Annotated in this window: 17 protein-coding genes and 1 pseudogene; 11 read left to right on the top strand and 7 right to left on the bottom strand. The window is 56.1% G+C overall.

Going from position 1 to position 15,835, the window contains the following annotated elements:
• Positions 1 to 22 precede the first annotated feature (22 nt).
• Positions 23 to 376 carry a hypothetical protein gene (locus tag HU720_RS04280; protein ID WP_186517544.1) on the bottom strand — a complete coding sequence of 118 codons (354 nt, stop codon included), beginning with the start codon at positions 374 to 376 and terminating at the stop codon, positions 23 to 25.
• A gap of 122 nt (positions 377 to 498) precedes the next feature.
• On the opposite strand from HU720_RS04280, the gene HU720_RS04275 reads away from it, so the two are divergent.
• The 3 genes from HU720_RS04275 to HU720_RS04265 are packed head-to-tail and all read left to right on the top strand — an operon-like array spanning position 499 to position 3,847.
• Positions 499 to 2,052, top strand: coding sequence for a recombinase family protein (locus tag HU720_RS04275; RefSeq protein ID WP_186517542.1), 1,554 nt, complete (start codon positions 499 to 501; stop codon positions 2,050 to 2,052).
• A complete protein-coding gene (locus HU720_RS04270; RefSeq protein WP_186517540.1) occupies positions 2,052 to 2,945 on the top strand; it encodes a plasmid partitioning protein RepB C-terminal domain-containing protein in 894 nt (297 codons plus the stop codon). Before HU720_RS04275 ends, HU720_RS04270 begins: the two co-directional genes overlap by 1 nt.
• A complete protein-coding gene (locus HU720_RS04265) occupies positions 2,942 to 3,847 on the top strand; it encodes a plasmid partitioning protein RepB C-terminal domain-containing protein (protein WP_186517538.1) in 906 nt (301 codons plus the stop codon). Before HU720_RS04270 ends, HU720_RS04265 begins: the two co-directional genes overlap by 4 nt.
• 318 nt (positions 3,848 to 4,165) lie before the next feature.
• Here the strand turns inward: HU720_RS04265 and HU720_RS24200 are convergent, their stop codons facing one another.
• The 3 genes and pseudogenes from HU720_RS24200 to HU720_RS24110 all read right to left on the bottom strand — a co-directional run bounded on the left by HU720_RS24200 (position 4,166) and on the right by HU720_RS24110 (position 5,982).
• Entirely contained in the window at positions 4,166 to 4,333 is a 168-nt protein-coding gene (locus HU720_RS24200) for a GNAT family N-acetyltransferase (protein ID WP_346656553.1), read from the bottom strand.
• Between the two features lie 68 nt (positions 4,334 to 4,401).
• Positions 4,402 to 4,840, bottom strand: a pseudogene (locus HU720_RS04255) (IS66 family transposase); the annotation flags it as partial.
• Between the two features lie 542 nt (positions 4,841 to 5,382).
• Positions 5,383 to 5,982, bottom strand: coding sequence for a hypothetical protein (locus HU720_RS24110; RefSeq protein ID WP_202883573.1), 600 nt, complete (start codon positions 5,980 to 5,982; stop codon positions 5,383 to 5,385).
• 216 nt (positions 5,983 to 6,198) lie between these two features.
• Here HU720_RS24110 and HU720_RS04245 point away from each other — a divergent pair, with 216 nt between their 5' ends.
• A complete protein-coding gene (locus tag HU720_RS04245; protein WP_186517536.1) occupies positions 6,199 to 6,951 on the top strand; it encodes an abortive infection family protein in 753 nt (250 codons plus the stop codon).
• A 780-nt stretch (positions 6,952 to 7,731) separates the two neighbouring features.
• On the opposite strand, the gene HU720_RS04240 is transcribed toward HU720_RS04245, so the two are convergent.
• Together HU720_RS04240 and HU720_RS04235 are read right to left on the bottom strand one after the other, a co-directional pair.
• Positions 7,732 to 8,184 carry a hypothetical protein gene (locus HU720_RS04240; RefSeq protein ID WP_186517534.1) on the bottom strand — a complete coding sequence of 151 codons (453 nt, stop codon included), beginning with the start codon at positions 8,182 to 8,184 and terminating at the stop codon, positions 7,732 to 7,734.
• A 276-nt stretch (positions 8,185 to 8,460) separates the two neighbouring features.
• Complete coding sequence (locus tag HU720_RS04235; RefSeq protein ID WP_186517532.1) at positions 8,461 to 9,480, bottom strand: alpha/beta hydrolase; 1,020 nt, start codon at positions 9,478 to 9,480, stop codon at positions 8,461 to 8,463.
• A 207-nt stretch (positions 9,481 to 9,687) separates the two neighbouring features.
• Here HU720_RS04235 and HU720_RS04230 point away from each other — a divergent pair, with 207 nt between their 5' ends.
• Complete coding sequence (locus tag HU720_RS04230) at positions 9,688 to 10,257, top strand: TetR/AcrR family transcriptional regulator (protein WP_186517531.1); 570 nt, start codon at positions 9,688 to 9,690, stop codon at positions 10,255 to 10,257.
• Between the two features lie 59 nt (positions 10,258 to 10,316).
• The gene (locus tag HU720_RS04225; protein ID WP_186517530.1) at positions 10,317 to 10,793 is read left to right on the top strand and encodes a nuclear transport factor 2 family protein; all 477 of its coding nucleotides are present in this window, start codon (positions 10,317 to 10,319) and stop codon (positions 10,791 to 10,793) included.
• A 110-nt stretch (positions 10,794 to 10,903) separates the two neighbouring features.
• On the opposite strand, the gene cynR is transcribed toward HU720_RS04225, so the two are convergent.
• Positions 10,904 to 11,791, bottom strand: coding sequence for a transcriptional regulator CynR (gene cynR, locus HU720_RS04220; RefSeq protein WP_186517529.1), 888 nt, complete (start codon positions 11,789 to 11,791; stop codon positions 10,904 to 10,906).
• A 109-nt stretch (positions 11,792 to 11,900) separates the two neighbouring features.
• Between cynR and HU720_RS04215 the strand changes: the two genes are divergently transcribed.
• The 5 genes from HU720_RS04215 to HU720_RS04195 all read left to right on the top strand — a co-directional run bounded on the left by HU720_RS04215 (position 11,901) and on the right by HU720_RS04195 (position 15,606).
• Entirely contained in the window at positions 11,901 to 12,560 is a 660-nt protein-coding gene (locus tag HU720_RS04215) for a carbonic anhydrase (RefSeq protein WP_186517527.1), read from the top strand.
• Positions 12,561 to 12,600: 40 nt separating this feature from the next.
• On the top strand, positions 12,601 to 13,071 hold the full coding sequence (gene cynS / locus HU720_RS04210; protein ID WP_186517525.1) for a cyanase: 471 nt from the start codon (positions 12,601 to 12,603) through the stop codon (positions 13,069 to 13,071).
• Between the two features lie 111 nt (positions 13,072 to 13,182).
• Positions 13,183 to 13,440: a DUF2790 domain-containing protein gene (locus HU720_RS04205; RefSeq protein ID WP_186517522.1), complete on the top strand. Its 258-nt coding sequence runs from the start codon at positions 13,183 to 13,185 to the stop codon at positions 13,438 to 13,440.
• A gap of 132 nt (positions 13,441 to 13,572) precedes the next feature.
• Positions 13,573 to 14,040: a hypothetical protein gene (locus tag HU720_RS04200; protein ID WP_186517520.1), complete on the top strand. Its 468-nt coding sequence runs from the start codon at positions 13,573 to 13,575 to the stop codon at positions 14,038 to 14,040.
• A gap of 273 nt (positions 14,041 to 14,313) precedes the next feature.
• Positions 14,314 to 15,606 (top strand): MFS transporter, encoded by a 1,293-nt coding sequence (locus HU720_RS04195; RefSeq protein ID WP_186517518.1) that lies wholly within the window; start codon positions 14,314 to 14,316, stop codon positions 15,604 to 15,606.
• Positions 15,607 to 15,835: the final 229 nt, after the last annotated feature.

Below are 15,835 nucleotides of genomic sequence, written 5' to 3'. Positions count from 1 at the left end.
CCGGGGACCGTGCCAAGGGCTGTCAGTGAGCGCTGCTAGGACCCAGGCAAGCCTCGATCATTTCCGCGACGTCAAGCAAACGCTCGCGCAAAGCGGGAAGCCAGACCACTGCCACGGATGAGTTCCGCTGTGCCAATTCAAGCACTGCCTGAAGCGCATGGTCTGAATGCCGCATTAATTCAACCAAATGAAGGCCGCTGGGACCATGGCTGCCCGCCAGCCAGTGCTTAGCGGTGCGCTCACTGGCATCGGTCCAATGGCGCAGCGTCTTGATTGCTCGATGTGACGTGCCTAATTCGGTGCATAGAGCAGCGGCTACGGCGCTGGCGTAGATTTCAGCATTGATTGGAAATGGATTGCCCATTTTCGCGATCATTTTTCTGTGTCTCCTGGATATATTCGAGTGTGGCGCATCTGACGAAGGCCGGTAGGCGTGGAGCGGTCTACTGCTTGGTATGGGTGTATACCCCAAGCCGCTGAGGGGGCATCGATCAATAAATGAGACAAGCACATCTATCCCTGGCAGAGAGCAACAATAGAGCTGCTGCCTACGTCCGCATGTCGACGGAGCATCAGCAGTACTCCACTGAAAATCAGCTGGATGCCATTCGCGTTTATGCGGCAGCGCATGAGCTGGAGATCGTCCGGGTGTACACCGATGCGGGGAAAAGTGGCTTGAGCCTGAATGGTCGGGAAGCTCTTCAGCAGCTACTTCGAGACGTAGAGGCGGTTCAGTCCGATTTCTCTGTAGTTCTGGTCTATGACGTAAGTCGCTGGGGGCGCTTTCAGGACCCTGACGTGAGTGCCAGCTACGAAGTTAGATGTCGGCAGGCGGGTGTCAGGGTCGAATATTGCGCCGAACAGTTCGTTAACGATGGCTCACCGGTATCTAGCATCATCAAGAGTGTTAAACGCATGATGGCTGGTGAGTACAGCCGTGAGCTGTCCGTCAAGGTGTTTGCGGGGCAGTCGCGCTTGATCGAGCTGGGCTACCGACAAGGTGGCCCGGCTGGATATGGACTGAGGCGTCAACTTATCGATCAGACAGGGCAGCCTAAAGCAATCTTAGACCGGGGAGAGTACAAAAGCCTTCAGACGGATCGGGTGATTCTCACACCTGGTCCGAAGTCCGAACAACAGGTCGTTCAGGATATTTACCATGCCTTTGTCAGGGAAGGCCGAACCGAAGCTGAAATCGCAACACATCTGAATCGGCGGGGACTTCTTACAGACTTCCAGCGACCGTGGTCACGGGGCGTAGTGCATCAGGTACTGATCAATGAAAAGTACATCGGTAACAACGTCTGGAATCGCACTTCTGGCAAGCTGAAACAACCCCGTACACCTAACCCGGTTGATCAGTTGGTGCGGGCCGATGGTGCTTTCGCCTCAGTGGTCGACCACGCATTGTTTCTCGCGGCACAAGCCATCATCTGTGCGCGGTCACGGCACTGGACTGATGAGCAAATGCTGGCCATTCTGAAGCAACTATTTGCGGAGCGAGGTTGCCTGTCTGGGTTGATCATTGATGAGCAAGAGGATTGCCCCTCCAGCAGTTGTTATCGCCAGCGCTTTGGCAGTTTGCTGCGCAGCTACAGCTTGATTGGCTATTCCCCCGCACGGGACTACAGCTTTATGGAGGCCAATCGCCGGCTGCGGGAGCTGTATCCGCACATCTTGGTCGACACGCAAGAGCGCATTCGTCTTGTTGGCGGTCGCATCTCAGTCGATCCGCAGACCCAATTGGTTTGGGTCAATGAAGAGTTTTCGATCTCGGTAGTGCTTTGCCGCTGTCAATGCTCAGAGTCGGCGCGCAGACGTTGGCAACTTCGCTTCGACTTCGGCTTACTGCCTGACCTAACTGTCGCTGTGCGCATGCTCCCCGGTGAGCAGGAAGTGCTTGATTACTATCTTTTTCCCATGATCGATTTGGCGGCACCTCACCTACGTTTGGGAGACACTAATCCGCGCGAACTGGAACTCTACCGGTTTGACAGCTTGGACATCTTAACGGCCCTGAGTCGACGTATTCCCTTGGGGAGCGCTGCGTAATGGCCACATCGGGGGAGTATCTTGCACTTCATGTGGCGCAAGCAGCGCCTATTGCACAGATCTCACTCGCGGATATTCGCGTGCTCAACCCGCGAAGTCGCAATCAACAAGTGTTTGCACGCCTGGTGGAAAACATTGCGAGTCTTGGGTTGAAACGGCCGATCACAGTGACCCGTAACGGTTCGACTTTTGATCTGGTCTGTGGACAGGGGCGCTTCGAAGCCTTCAAGGTCCTAGGGGAGTCGGCCATTCCGGCGGTCGTGGTGACGGCGGCTGAGGCAGACCGATACCTCATCAGCTTGGTAGAGAATCTGGCGCGGCGTAAGCACTCGAACCGCGACTTGCTGATTGCGATCCACGTACTGCACGAACGTGGTTACTCCATCAAGCAAATTGCGCAGAAAACCTGCTTGGACCGTGCATATGTTGGCGGCATTCTGATCTTGTTGCGGAAAGGAGAGGAACGTCTGATCGCTGCCGTCGAAAAGGGCTGGCTGCCGATTAAAGTTGCGATCCATGTTGCACGGTCTGACGATGCCCAGATCCAAGCCACAATGGTCGAGGCCTATGAAAGTGGGCTGTTGAAAGGAGATGAACTCATCAAGGTGCGCCGTCTGCTCGACCGTCGACGGATCCTAGGGAAAGATTATGGTAAGCATCAGTTAGGCGAGCGCATGACCACTCCCCGCCAGTTGCTGACCGCCTATCAGACTGAGGTGCGCCGTCAGCGCCTAATGGTGAAAAAGGCGGACATCAGTGAGCAACGATTGCTCTTCGTCGTGACCGCATTGCGTCGGTTACTAGCCGATGAATTCTTCCGGTCAATGTTACACAGCGAAGGCATTGATGATATGCCGCAGGTATTGGCCGAGCGTATTCAGGGGGATGCATGACTGTCATCAAGCGTGCCTTTGAACCTGACCTGATTACAGTCCGCCTACCGTTGATTTTGCCCTCTCGCCAAGTCACCCCCGATATGCTGACCTCCGTCAAATATGCGGCGATTTTAGCTTCCATCCGCGAGCTTGGGGTCGTCGAACCGCTCGCAGTACATCCCGAGCCGGTTCACGGGGTGGGAGAGGAGCCCCGTTATCTGCTGCTGGATGGCCATTTGCGACTGTCTGCCCTCGTACAGCTGGGAGCAAAAGACGCGTTGTGCCTGTTGGCGACAGATGACGAAGGATTTACCTACAACCGGCAGATCAACCGCCTTACCCCAGTTCAAGAGCACAAGATGATTCTGGAGGCCATTCGCAAAGGAACGACAGCCGAGCGGATTGCCGAAGTCTTGAGCGTCAACGTTGGACGCATCCGCGAGCGCCAGCATTTGCTGCGGGGAATTGCGCCGGAGGTCGCTGAGATGCTGAAAACGCGAATGGTCGGTCAGGCGGTCTTTCGCGTGCTGCGCAAGATGAAGCCAATGCGCCAGATAGAATTAGTCGAGATGATGATTTCGGCCAACTGTTTTACTGGCCGCTACGCCGAAATGGTCTTGGCCGCTTCGCGTCCTGAACAGCTGGTTGAGGCAAAGAAAGTCAGTGAGGGCGTGACTGCTGAAGACATTGCACGCATGGAGCGGGAGATGGAAAAGCTCTACCACGATTACCGGTTGGTCGAGGACACCCTCGGCGAAACCATGCTGGTACTCGTGGTAGCCAAGGGCTATGTATCTCGAATGCTGCGCAATCAGACAATCACTGCTTACTTGGAGCGCTTCGAGCCTGACTTGGTGCGGGAACTGGCGGGGGTTGTGGAGGCGGTCACCGCAGATGCTCGTAGCCTGGAGCGTGAATAGATCTACCTGTTGTGCTGAGTGGGAGGTCATCATTCGGTTTTGGGACAAATCGTCAGTTCTATGTTGGCGAGGGCATGGGCCCTGGCTGAAATCGCGGCTTCGTCCCACGCAGAGGTAGCAATCAGTGGACATTGGGACCAAGGCTGGCATTGGCATCAGCTTGTCGAGTTTCGCCGGGAAATTGAAGTGTTGCGCCGTAAGCGTTCCGGGAACACACCTTGCGCAATTGGCCGGGCGCCCATCTAACCTTCTCGATACCTTTATTCTCGCTTTACTTCAGTTGCTTCTCAAAACGAATGTCACCTTCCGGTAGGTTCTTCACGGGCTGCCAGCAAAGGTTTCATAGAATCCGCTCGCACGGATTGCTTCAGCAGTTTCTAACCATATTTTCTGATGGCGTTGAAATAGAAAAGTCTCTGCTTTGTGCATCAGATTGTGCCCCAACCCGTACCCTTCGAATTCCGGCAAGACGAAGACCGCGAACACGCAACCATCTTCAATATGACCATCAAAAAACCGACTGGAACACCACTGACCTCCGCGACCCAAGCGCACGGTGTCTCTGAAATTTCCTGACTTACAGCTTCAGGCGTTGAAGTTGGCAGCCACAAGCGCACAGCGTGTTTTATGGTTCGTGACGAATCACCGTGCGTGGAAACTGCGGCGGTAATGGCGCACGTTTCGGGGAGTGCCCTGGCTCGGCCTGTGGCGAAGCTGGGAGGAGCTGTTTCAGCTCTGCTTCGATAGCTTCAAGGTCTGTGTCGAGCAGGTCATCCAGCAAGCTGCCTTGCGCCGGACTGATTTGCTCGCTGCGCTTGGCAAACTTGTGGCGTTTAAGAAGGGCGATTTCGTAAGTGAGCTGCTCGATGATGGTTTCATCGTTCTGGATTTTTCTGCTCATCGCTTCGACCTGGGACTGCAATTGCAACGCCTGTGCCGCCAAGGCACGAGCTGTTCCGGGGTCATCTGGTCGAGGTTGGGCGAGGCAGTCATGCCGCCGATTGTGCCAAAGCAGGCACGTGACGACGACATGTAGACCGGCCAAATGCACTGCGGTTACTCCTGTTACCTCGCTCATGAGGTCACTCAACGTAGAAGTCATTCCTGTGATTGCGGACAGCTATGCCGAGTGCTATCTGCGGATCGCTGAGGAGATTGAAGCTCGGATTAGAGCATACCCCGAACTTTTAGAGTTGCCTGAAAAGTACGTAGAGCAGAGAAGCTTCCAAGCAACGGATCACTTGAGATCAAAGGAAAAACAGCGAACCTTCAGGTTTCCAGTCGCTTCCGAGGACCCGCCATACAGCGCGTAGCATGCGGTGTTCACCATCCTCCGCCGAGGAACCCTCCATCATTTTCCGGTCCTGCGCTGACTCGTTCTGGGCGTAGAAGACCATCGGTGACGTTAATCAGGGGATTTACGGCTTCGCAGGAGCTGACGGTTCATTCCTGAGCGCCTGCGTGCTGGAGCGTAAATCATCGTTTGGTTAGGGCCAGCGTCTTCCAATGATCAGCAGGCTCATACGGTGTGAGGCTCAAGACGGCATCAGCAAGATGTGCGTAGCACCGATCCGTTCCAGATAATCCCACCCAATCAGCTGCGGGTGATACTGCATATCGGGGGTCATATCATCCGGATGCAGGAAACACATGCGGCCAATGACATCCGGCACTTCATTGACCACGCCGTAGGTCGTGCCAAATGTCATGTCAATTACCTCATGGCTTGGCAGCGTGAGCCACGCATGCAGATTCAGAGCTAAGGAAGGTACGCCCTTTTTCAGCATCGTCTTGAGATCACGGGTATCGCTATGGAAAACATTGTGTCCGTTGTACTCGACATAACCTAGGGTGAATGTGAGCGGCACCCCCAGAGCTTCTTCTAATGGGGCTTTCAGCATTGCGGTTACGGCAAAGCACTGCTGAGAAACATCTTCAGCATGGAAATGGGATAGATGCGCTGCCGCCACTTGCTGAAAGATTTGGAGGTTGTGCTCGCTGACAAAGCGCTGGTCGGTGCGCCTGAAACCTGAGGGCGCTAAGCCCCAGCTTTTGCTGCGCTTCAAGGCCTGGGCAAATCGCTCCTGGTAGTCGCGGGCTGGTTGGCCGATCAGCTGCTTAATCCATGATAGCAATGGAGACTCCTTGTACGAATGCAAAGCTGTAAGCATCAGGCTAGAGGAGGATGAAATTAATGGTTAGGCCCCTGGGGGCTGCGACTAAGCGCTTAGTCGAATGATATCTTCGTGCTCTAGAGAGCTGCCATTTTTATAATACGTTCCAGAACGAAGCATGATGGAGCGGTTCCTGAATCGCTGTCAGTATGGGCTTGCATTGGAGGTAAGGCGCCAGTGTCTCTGATCGACGATGTTGATGCTTTACAGGCTATTTACGTAAACCGTGCGACCGGACTCGGTAACAACGACGACGAGCGCGACTACCCACTTTACCGTCAGAGCATACTGGACGACCCACATGCTGCTTCGCTTGCTCCCGTTTGGGTGAAACTGCACCGGAACCTAGATCAGTTCTGGGGTTTCATAAAGCCAAAATTTGGGTCGTACGCGGAACGAAGGAGCTTCATATGGGATGAGTTCAGAGCACTTGCTGATTACGCTGAGTCCGGCGGTGCACATCCGTCTGATGCGGTGGTGTCTGAGGCGATGAACCGCTTCGACGCCGAACATGTCCGGGGCGCCTGGGCTAAAGCGATTGAGCGCCGTGCTTCGGATCCTGAGGGGGCGATCACCATGGCTCGGACGCTTCTTGAGTCCGTCTGCAAGCATATCCTAGAAGAAGCGGGCGACAGCGAGCATGAAGCAAATCCTGATCTCAACAAGCTCTACAAGCAAACAGCCTCTCTACTCAACCTGACAAAGGCGCAGCATGAAGAGGTGGTTTTTAAGCAAATCTTGGGAGGCTGCACTGCAGTTGTAGAGGGACTGGGCTCGTTGAGAAATCGCCTCAGCGATGCGCACGGAAAGGGTAGAAATGGTGCGAAGGCAGCGCCCCGGCACGCCGAATTGGCCGTTAACCTAGCTGGCTCCATGGCAATGTTTCTACTTGCGACGTGGGAGTCCCGATCAGGACAAGATCTGCGTTAAAAACCGCTCAAAGCCGCGTCAGTGCTGGCTGCGACAGTTTTAATTCGCCAGCGCAGATGCCTAAATCTGCATTTCAGTCCTTTGCGACAGTTTTGCCTGTTCTCAAGAGGTAGGCGCGCCCCCAATGAAACCGGGCCTTCTTGCGACAGTTTTAATTCTCAAAAACCAGCGATGGATTTCGACAATTAAAGCTGTGCTGAAAAAATCAAAGCTTTAATGCACGGAGGGAGCTCGCTCAATGCTCCCTCCAATCCACCCCTTCCATCCCAATCGTAGGCGCGCCAGTATCCACAGCTTCGTGGGACAGCCTCATTACATCTACTGCCTCGGCGTAGGTTTGGTGATCAGGTAGCAGAATCTTGGGATTGGGCATCAGTGCCTCGAGGTCAGTGAAGCGAGTCGGATAAGCTGGCTGCTTCCGAAAACTGGAAATCCACAACCGTGTGCTAAGGGCGATCCGCCAGCAATTTTAACCATCAGCTTCTGATGTCCGAGCTCCATCACTATTGGAAGGGCGCTGCGCTCGTGGACTATTCAGATCCGTCGAGACGGCTACCCGCACTCCGGATGAATGAGTAAGAGATCCCTACGTGTTGCCACCGGAAAAACGACCCCATCGTTCCGGTCATCGACTCTCGTGATTCCCTGGCTGGCGTTTTCTATGCGGTGTCTGCGACACTTTTTCCATAGAGCGCCTAGGAGGATACCTCATCAGCTTTCGAGAAATAGACACTTAGGGCGGCGACTATCGGGAGCTAACCAGAAGCAAATCAGATAGGCCTACAAGCGATCCAGCGTCCACGCGTGTGCGATGTCATCACAATGTTTTGCCGTGAACATAAGGTTCAGTTCGGTTGAGTCGAATGGGCGATACGCCCAATGCCCAGGAATAGGCCCCCGGGTCACCATGTACTCCAGCCGATATTTCTGAAGAGGCTCACAGGTGAGAGTGGTCGCATTCAGATCGAGCCATTCGCCCTGGCGAAGTGTCCAAAGCTTGTTGACAAGGTTGTCGTCATCTAACAACGCGATGCCGACATCTATCAGATAGAGGCTGTGCAGCTTATTTTGCAGTCTGAGGCTTCTGGCCATGAGGCAACCTATTGCGCTAAATGATGGCGTTATGATGCCCATCCATGACACATAATAAGTCCAACATCCTGCCAGCGCGCAAGAAGCGGCGTTGAAACTGTGGCGGGCTGATAAGGTTTTTGCGTTCAGCTCGGGGGCCATACCGGATTCGGTTGCTGCCCAAGCCATTGCGAAGGAGTGGGGAAAGAAAAAATGATGTAAATCATGTTGTTAAGTTAAAAATACAGGTTTTATTGTATTTGCAATTGATCAGAGCGGCTGATTTCAGCAGTTGTGACAGCTTTGCGGAATTTCAGCGAGGCCTGAAACCCTGAGGGCCGTAAGGGCCTGAAAGTACGGACTTTATTGTCCATTATCAGCGACCAAAAATCAGCCCTGGAGCACGACACTGTTGCGCTCCAGGGCTGAGTACTACCCTTACTTCAGATGTTGCTTGAGCGCCTGGGCCGCTTGGTCCATCGCACTGCGGGTTCCAGGCACTGCCTGCAGAACGTTGAGCAGGCCGAAGTCGTGGATCATGCCGTTGTAGCGCACAGCGGTCACTGGCACACCAGCGGCGTTCAACTTGCGGGCGTAGGCTTCGCCTTCATCGCGCAGCACGTCCATTTCAGCCGTTTGTACCAGTGCCGGTGGCAGTCCTTTCAGCTGGTCCAGGCTGGCGCGCAGCGGAGATGCGTGAATGTCGTTGCGCTGCTTCGGATCCGTGGTGTAGCTGTCCCAGAACCACTGCATCATGTTGCGTGTCAGGAAGTGCCCTTCGGCGAATTGGTTGTACGAACCGTTGTGGAAATTGGCATCCGTCACAGGCCACAGCAGCGCCTGGAAGCGCAGCTTCGGGGTGCCTGCTTCCTTCGCCTTGATGGCGACTACCGCGGCCATGTTGCCGCCGACGCTGTTGCCCGCCACCGCCAGGCGGGTGCCGTCCACACCGATCTCTTTGCCGTGCTCAGCCACCCAACGCGTGGCGGCGTAAGCCTGATTGATCGCGGTGGGGAAGCGGGCCTCGGGCGATGGCGTGTAATCGACGTAGACCGCTGCCGCACCAGAGCCCACCACCAGGTCGTGAATCAGCCGCTCGTGGGTCGGATAGTCGCCCAACACCCAGCCACCGCCATGGAAGAACATGAACACCGGCAGGTCACCCTGGGTGCCCTCCGGGCGTACTACCCGGATTTCCAGCGGTTGGCCGTCGACCGTGATGGTACGGCGCTCGACCTGAATACCTGATAAATCGACCTTGACGCTGGCCTGGGCACCGGTCAGCACCGCTCGGGCGTCTTTCGGCGGCAGGGTTTCCAGTGGCTTGCCGCCGCCTGCAGCCAGAGCCTCGAGGAAGCCTTGGGTGGTTTGGTCCACGCCTTGGCTACCAGCGGCGAAAGCGCCAAAGCTGGCGCCGAGCGTCAATGTGGCAATGGCGAAGGTTTTGCGAAAGGTCATGGTGGTTCTCCAATGCGGGATCAGGGATGAGCGGGTGTTTAGTGCTTGAGATGTACATTGAGCTATAATATTTAGCGCGCAAAATATATTCCCGCTATGGGCACGATTGACCGTTTGCATAAGCCCCGCACACCGGCCTGGCTCACGTGATCGAGAATTCACACGATCGTGCTTGACTAGAGAGAACGACCGTTCTACATTGAGTCCATGAGCCGACCAACGATAGATCACCGAGACCAGATCCTCGCCACCGCCGAGAAACTCATTTACGAGAACGGGATTCATGCCACAGGCATGGATCTACTGGTGAAGACGTCTGGCGTGTCCCGCAAGGGCATTTATAACCACTTCGCTACCAAAGACGATGTGGCTGCTGCGGCGTTGAGTGCGCGCGATGTGCGCTGGATGAACTGGTTTAGAACAGAGTGCGACAAGGCCGGTACGCCGTATGACCGCGTACTTAATATGTTCACGGTTTTAAAGGGCTGGTTCGAAACCGATGGTTTTCGTGGCTGTGCGTTCATCAATACAGCAGGCGAGGTTGGGCGCCCCGATGACCCCATCCGCCAGATAGCAAAGCGACATAAACAAAAGCTTTTAGACTACACGCTTGAACTGACGGAGCAATTGAACACCGAGCAACCGTTGGTCTTGGCCAGGCAGTTACTTGTTTTGATGGAAGGCGCAATCACCATGGCGCGAGTTATGGGTGATTATCACGCTGCTGATAATGCAAAGGACGTTGCGCGGATGTTGCTGAAAGAGCTCACGCCTTAACGCGCGCGCTTTAAACACCCCTCACATTCTATCTATCCTGCTCGACTGGAGTCACTACCATGTCCAATGCCCAAACTCGCCCGCCACTTCCTCCTTTCACTCGCGAAACAGCGATTGAAAAAGTTCGCCTCGCTGAAGATGGTTGGAACAGCCGCGACGCCGAGAAAGTTTCGCTGGCCTATACGCTGGATACCAAATGGCGTAACCGCGCTGAATTCGCTACTAATCGCGAAGAGGCCAAAGGTTTTCTCACGCGCAAGTGGAAAAAAGAACTCGACTATCGCCTGATCAAGGAACTCTGGGCCTTTACCGACAACCGCATCGCCGTCCGTTATGCGTACGAGTGGCACGATGATTCTGGTAACTGGTTCCGTTCCTACGGTAACGAGAACTGGGAGTTTGAAGCCGATGGCCTGATGCACCGTCGCTTCGCCTGCGTCAACGACATGCCTATCAAGGAAAGCGAGCGCAAGTTCCACTGGCCGCTGGGCCGTCGTCCGGATGATCACCCGGGCCTGACTGAACTCGGCCTGTAAGTCATCCATCACCTGACCTTTTGCAAAGAAGGGTCAGGTTTTTTGTGTGGAAAGCCAGCATCTCCCACGGTTGCGCCGTCACTATCCCCAGAGCTATCAGCCTTGGCGGCTCACTCATCCAGATCGCTGGATACTTCTTTAGCCAGCTCAATGAAAGCTCGCGCCGCCGCGCTCAGGAAGGCTTCCTTGCGCCGTATCAGCACGGCCCTTCGCTGCAAGCGTTCGGGCTTCAGGGTGATGGCCACCAGGTCGTCGTGGGCCAGGGCTATTTTGGCAGGCACCAGAGTCGCCAGATTCGTTCGGCGAACGATCTCGATCACCGCGCCAAGGGCATTGGCTTCCATCTGAACCTTAGGGTGAATCTCGTGTTTGCGGCAGTAGCGGTTGATTTGTTCGCGTGTGGCGAATTCTGTACTGAGTAGAACCAAAGACTCAGCATTCAGGCCCTGCGAGGTAATGAACTGTTGTTTAGCCAGGCGGTGCCTGCAATTCACCACCAACGCGAGCGTTTCGTTCAACAGCGGAACGGCTTCCAGGTCGGCCGTGTTTATTTCGTCGAACGCGATCCCTGCGTCCAACTCTCCCGCCAAAAGCAGCTCCTCGATGCGCTCCTGGGCAAGCTCCTTCAGATTCACAGTGATGCCAGGATGCCTGGCGTGAAAGGCTTCAATAAGCGGCCCCACCAGATAGGTTGTGAACGTCGGCGTTACCGCTACGCGTAGTGATCCGCGGCTGAGGTCGCTCACGTCATGGATGGCGCGCTTGGCTTCACGCAATTCTTGATCTGCACGGCGTGCATAGAGCAGATAGACATGCCCTGCGTCAGTCAAGCGCGTCGTGCGCCCGGAGCGGTCGAACAACGGGGCGCCCAGACTCTCTTCCAACTGCCTTACTTGCTGCGAAAGGGCCGGCTGGGACACATGCAGCGCCGTTGCAGCTTTCGTGAAACTGAGGTGTTCAGCAACCGCCAGGAAGTACTGGATGTGTCGAGCGAGCATGCGTTAACCCATAAGATAATCTGATCTACTGCATAATAAATGAGACTTTTACCTTATGTCTTGTGCTGCTTAATCTTTGTCTCACACCCAGCGACATTGAGACGGCAGCATGAAAGCGATCATCGACGGTTTCCTGAAATTTCAAAAAAACGCCTTTCCCGAGCGGGTAAAACTGTTCAAGGACCTTGCCAACCAGCAAGCCCCGAAGGCGCTGTTCATCTCCTGCTCGGACAGCCGACTGGTGCCTGAGTTGGTCACCCAGCGCGAACCAGGCGATCTGTTTGTCATTCGCAATGCCGGCAACATCGTGCCGTCGTATGGGCCAGAGCCGGGCGGCGTTTCGGCTTCGGTCGAATACGCAGTGGCTGGGCTCAAGGTTGCCGACATCGTGATTTGCGGCCACTCCGACTGTGGCGCGATGACTGCCATTGCTACCTGTACGTGCCTTGATCACATGCCCGCCGTAGCCGGTTGGTTGCGCTACGCCGACTCGGCCAAAGTGGTTAACGAGGCCCGCCAGCACGTGGACAAGCCAAGCAAAGTCGCTTCCATGGTGCGTGAAAACGTGATCGCCCAGCTGGCCAACATCCAGACCCATCCCTCCGTGCGCCTGGCGCTCGAAGAAGGCCGCGTAACCCTGCATGGCTGGATCTATGACATCGAGACCGGACGTATCGACGCCTTTGACGGCAGTACCGGCACCTTTGTGTCTCTCGCAGAAAACCCGGAAGTCCACGCCGTTTACCAGCAAGCCAGGCACGTCGCCTGAAACCTGTCCCCGAACCTTTGCTCACCCAGGAGAAATCACCATGATCCAGACTCAAGCTACCCGCACCGCTCGCCAGGAACTGACCGAAATCATCATTTTGGCCAAGGCGCGCAAGGACCTGTCCTTCGCCCAGATCGTTGAAGGCACCGGCCTGTCTGAAGCCTTCGTCACCGCTGCGTTGCTCGGCCAGCATCCGCTGCCGGAAAGCGCCGCCAAGGTCGTAGGCGAGAAGCTCGACCTCGACGCTGATCAGGTCGCTCTGCTGCAGTCGATGCCCATCCGTGGCAGCTTCTTCGACGGTGTACCCAGCGACCCTACCATCTACCGTTTCTACGAAATGATGTCGGTGTATGGCACCACGCTGAAAGCCCTGGTTCACGAAAAGTTCGGCGACGGCATCATCAGTGCGATCAACTTCAAGCTGGACATCAAGAAGGTCGAAGATCCGGACGGCGGTCACCGCGCCGTGATCACTCTGGACGGTAAGTACCTGCCCACCAAGCCTTTCTGAAGTTACTCAGCCCGGCGTCTGACAGCGCCGGGCCACCCCGCGACTTTTCATGACGACTGGGCGCCGTTCAGGTGCTCTGGCTTTCTCACGCCTTCAGTAAAGGTAATTGCTATGAACCAGCTACTCGTTTTGCTCCTCGCCTGCCTGGGTTCTGTCGCGATGGCTGATGACCAGGTCACTCAGACCGCAGAGGTTACGATCGAGCCTTATAGCTACTCTCAGACCCTCGATATTGCGACCGTTGTTGCTGTCACGCCAGTGCCTGATGTCTGCGATGTCGTGCCGATACAACTGACCTATGACGACTCCAAGGGTGTCCGGCACATCATGGCGTACCGCATGATGGGCAATGGCTGTTCCAACAACTAATGCGCTGTCTTTACCTTTACCCAACAGGCCTGTTTTTGGAGGTGAGCGGCGGTGCTGGCGGGCTGAGATTTCCTACAGCAGATGCAGATCCGTATGATTGACGCCAGCAACTCTCAGGACGAGCACCCTCAAATGTTGATGAAACTGGCACCGAAAAAGCGCCGCAACCCGCGTAATTTCTACCTCGGCATCGCCGCAACGTTGCTAATCGTCGGCGTTGGCCGTTATTTCTCGTACAAGGCCGAGCAGGAGAGTGCGGCGCAAAAGGCGCAGCTTGCGGCAACCTTGGTGCAGTTGAATGCGGCGCTTCCAAGGGCGGTGGATGCGCAGACCACGCTTGAGTTCATCGGCATGATGTACGGCGACACGATTTTCTACCGTTACCGTATCGACATGGCTCCCAGCAGCCTGTCCGAAGAAGCCAAGGCCAGCATGGAAGCGCGGATACGCCAGGGCCTTGAGCAGCTGTCTTGCAAGGAGCCGCAACTGATGGCGGCGATGCGCAAGTTCAAGCTCCACCAGGAGCACTTCTACCTGGCCCGCAACACCTCGCTGTTCTCCATCGACATTCGTCCCGAGCAGCTGAACTGCGCAAGCTGAATCGCAGGTAACTCCCTCGCAGAGATCGTACAACATACTGTCTGCGGCTTCAGCTGCAAGCAAAGCGCCGATCCGCGCCCTAACGCTTTTCACGTCAGATCGCTAGGGCCACTTTGCGGGCCCGGTGAACAGCACTACGATCCGCTCCTTCAAATTTAGTTGTACGACGACCTATGACGTGTCAATCTCTCGCCTGAAACAATTTGTCTCAATTGGCCCTGCCGGCCTGTTGGGGCAAACACCACACCTCTAAAAATAAAAGTCAGGTGAACCATGAAGATCAAAGGCATCCGTTGGTGGATGGTCAGCCTTGTCACGGCTGGGCTCGTCGTCAACTACCTCGCCCGCAACACGCTGTCGGTGGCTGCGCCCACCTTGATGAGCGACCTCTCCATCAGTACCGAGCAATACGCCAAGATCGTCGCCACCTGGCAGGTGTGCTACGCCCTCATGCAGCCCATCGCGGGATGGTTTATCGACTTCATCGGCACCAAGCTCGGCTTTGCCGTGTTCGCCATGGCCTGGTCGGTGGCCTGTGCGGGCGCAGCGCTGGCGACCGGCTGGCAGAGCATGGCGTTCATGCGTGGGTTGTTGGGGCTGACGGAAGCGGCGGGGTTGCCGGCAGGGGTCAAGGCCACCACCGAGTGGTTCCCGGCCAAGGAACGGTCGGTGGCCATCGGCTGGTTCAACATCGGCTCATCGCTCGGCGCGGTGCTGGCGCCGCCGCTGGTGGTGTGGGCGATCCTGCACAGCGGCTGGCAGTTGGCGTTTGTGCTGGTCGGGGTGTCCGGCATCGTCTGGACCTTGCTGTGGATGCTGCTGTACAAGCACCCGCGTGACCAGAAGCGCCTGAGCGACGAGGAGCGCGACTACATCCTGTCCGGGCAGGAAGCACACTTCAAGCAGCAAACCCGCGAGAAGGGCGCGTGGAAACGCATCTTCAAGACCCGCAACTTCTACGCCATCGCCTCGGCGCGCATTCTTTCGGAGCCGGCCTGGCAGACCTTCAATGCCTGGATTCCGTTGTACCTGATGACCGAGCGGCACATGAACATCAAGGAAGTGGCGATGTTCGCCTGGCTGCCGTTTCTGGCTGCCGACATCGGCTGCGTGCTGGGTGGCTACCTCAGCCCGCTGTTCCACCGTTACCTGAAAGTATCGCTGTTCACCTCGCGCAAGATGGTGCTGGTGTTCGGCGCCAGTTGCATGATCGGGCCGGCGTGCATCGGCCTGGTGCAAAGCCCGTACACCGCGATCATGCTGCTGTGCATCGGCGGCTTTGCGCACCAGACGCTTTCCGGTGCGCTGTACTCGATCACCTCGGACTCCTTCAGCAAGGACCAGGTGGCGACGGCGACCGGCATGGGTGGCATGTGTGGGTACCTCGGGGCTGCGGTGTTTACCCTGGTGTTCGGCATTCTGGTGACCAAGATCGGCTACAGCCCGCTGTTCGTGGTGCTGGCAGTGTTCGATATCATCGCGGCGGTGCTGGTATGGAAGGTGGCGCGTGAGGTGATGGCCGAGCCGTTGAAACAGCCTGTAATCGGTGCTTCGGCAGTTGCTTGAAGTTGGGGCCGGTTTGCGGCCCCATCGCGATGGTTCGGCATTCCAGGCAAGGCTAAAGGCATTTACATGCGTGGGACACAGTCATTTGCAGGCCTGTTCTGGCCCTATCGCAGGCTGTCGCCAGCTCTCATAGAACAACCGCTAACTATCTGATTTACATGGATAACGTGGGAGCGGGCTTGCCCCGCGATAGCGATAGCACTGCCAACATCGCATCGCGGGGCAAGGC

This window comes from Pseudomonas sp. SWRI51, from assembly GCF_014268825.1.
In the GTDB taxonomy this organism is placed as follows: Bacteria; Pseudomonadota; Gammaproteobacteria; order Pseudomonadales; family Pseudomonadaceae; genus Aquipseudomonas; species Aquipseudomonas farsensis.
The sequence above is the reverse complement of the archived record's forward strand: the minus strand, read 5'-3'. Positions and strand labels throughout refer to the sequence as shown.

Coding starts and splice junctions, on each gene's coding strand:
- HU720_RS04280 (WP_186517544.1), bottom strand. CDS start 376: ATGATCGCGAAAATGGGCAATCCATTTCCAATCAATGCTGAAATCTAC.
- HU720_RS04275 (WP_186517542.1), top strand. CDS start 499: ATGAGACAAGCACATCTATCCCTGGCAGAGAGCAACAATAGAGCTGCT.
- HU720_RS04270 (WP_186517540.1), top strand. CDS start 2,052: ATGGCCACATCGGGGGAGTATCTTGCACTTCATGTGGCGCAAGCAGCG.
- HU720_RS04265 (WP_186517538.1), top strand. CDS start 2,942: ATGACTGTCATCAAGCGTGCCTTTGAACCTGACCTGATTACAGTCCGC.
- HU720_RS04240 (WP_186517534.1), bottom strand. CDS start 8,184: ATGGCCCCCGAGCTGAACGCAAAAACCTTATCAGCCCGCCACAGTTTC.
- HU720_RS04235 (WP_186517532.1), bottom strand. CDS start 9,480: ATGACCTTTCGCAAAACCTTCGCCATTGCCACATTGACGCTCGGCGCC.
- HU720_RS04230 (WP_186517531.1), top strand. CDS start 9,688: ATGAGCCGACCAACGATAGATCACCGAGACCAGATCCTCGCCACCGCC.
- HU720_RS04225 (WP_186517530.1), top strand. CDS start 10,317: ATGTCCAATGCCCAAACTCGCCCGCCACTTCCTCCTTTCACTCGCGAA.
- cynR (WP_186517529.1), bottom strand. CDS start 11,791: ATGCTCGCTCGACACATCCAGTACTTCCTGGCGGTTGCTGAACACCTC.
- HU720_RS04215 (WP_186517527.1), top strand. CDS start 11,901: ATGAAAGCGATCATCGACGGTTTCCTGAAATTTCAAAAAAACGCCTTT.
- cynS (WP_186517525.1), top strand. CDS start 12,601: ATGATCCAGACTCAAGCTACCCGCACCGCTCGCCAGGAACTGACCGAA.
- HU720_RS04205 (WP_186517522.1), top strand. CDS start 13,183: ATGAACCAGCTACTCGTTTTGCTCCTCGCCTGCCTGGGTTCTGTCGCG.
- HU720_RS04200 (WP_186517520.1), top strand. CDS start 13,573: ATGTTGATGAAACTGGCACCGAAAAAGCGCCGCAACCCGCGTAATTTC.
- HU720_RS04195 (WP_186517518.1), top strand. CDS start 14,314: ATGAAGATCAAAGGCATCCGTTGGTGGATGGTCAGCCTTGTCACGGCT.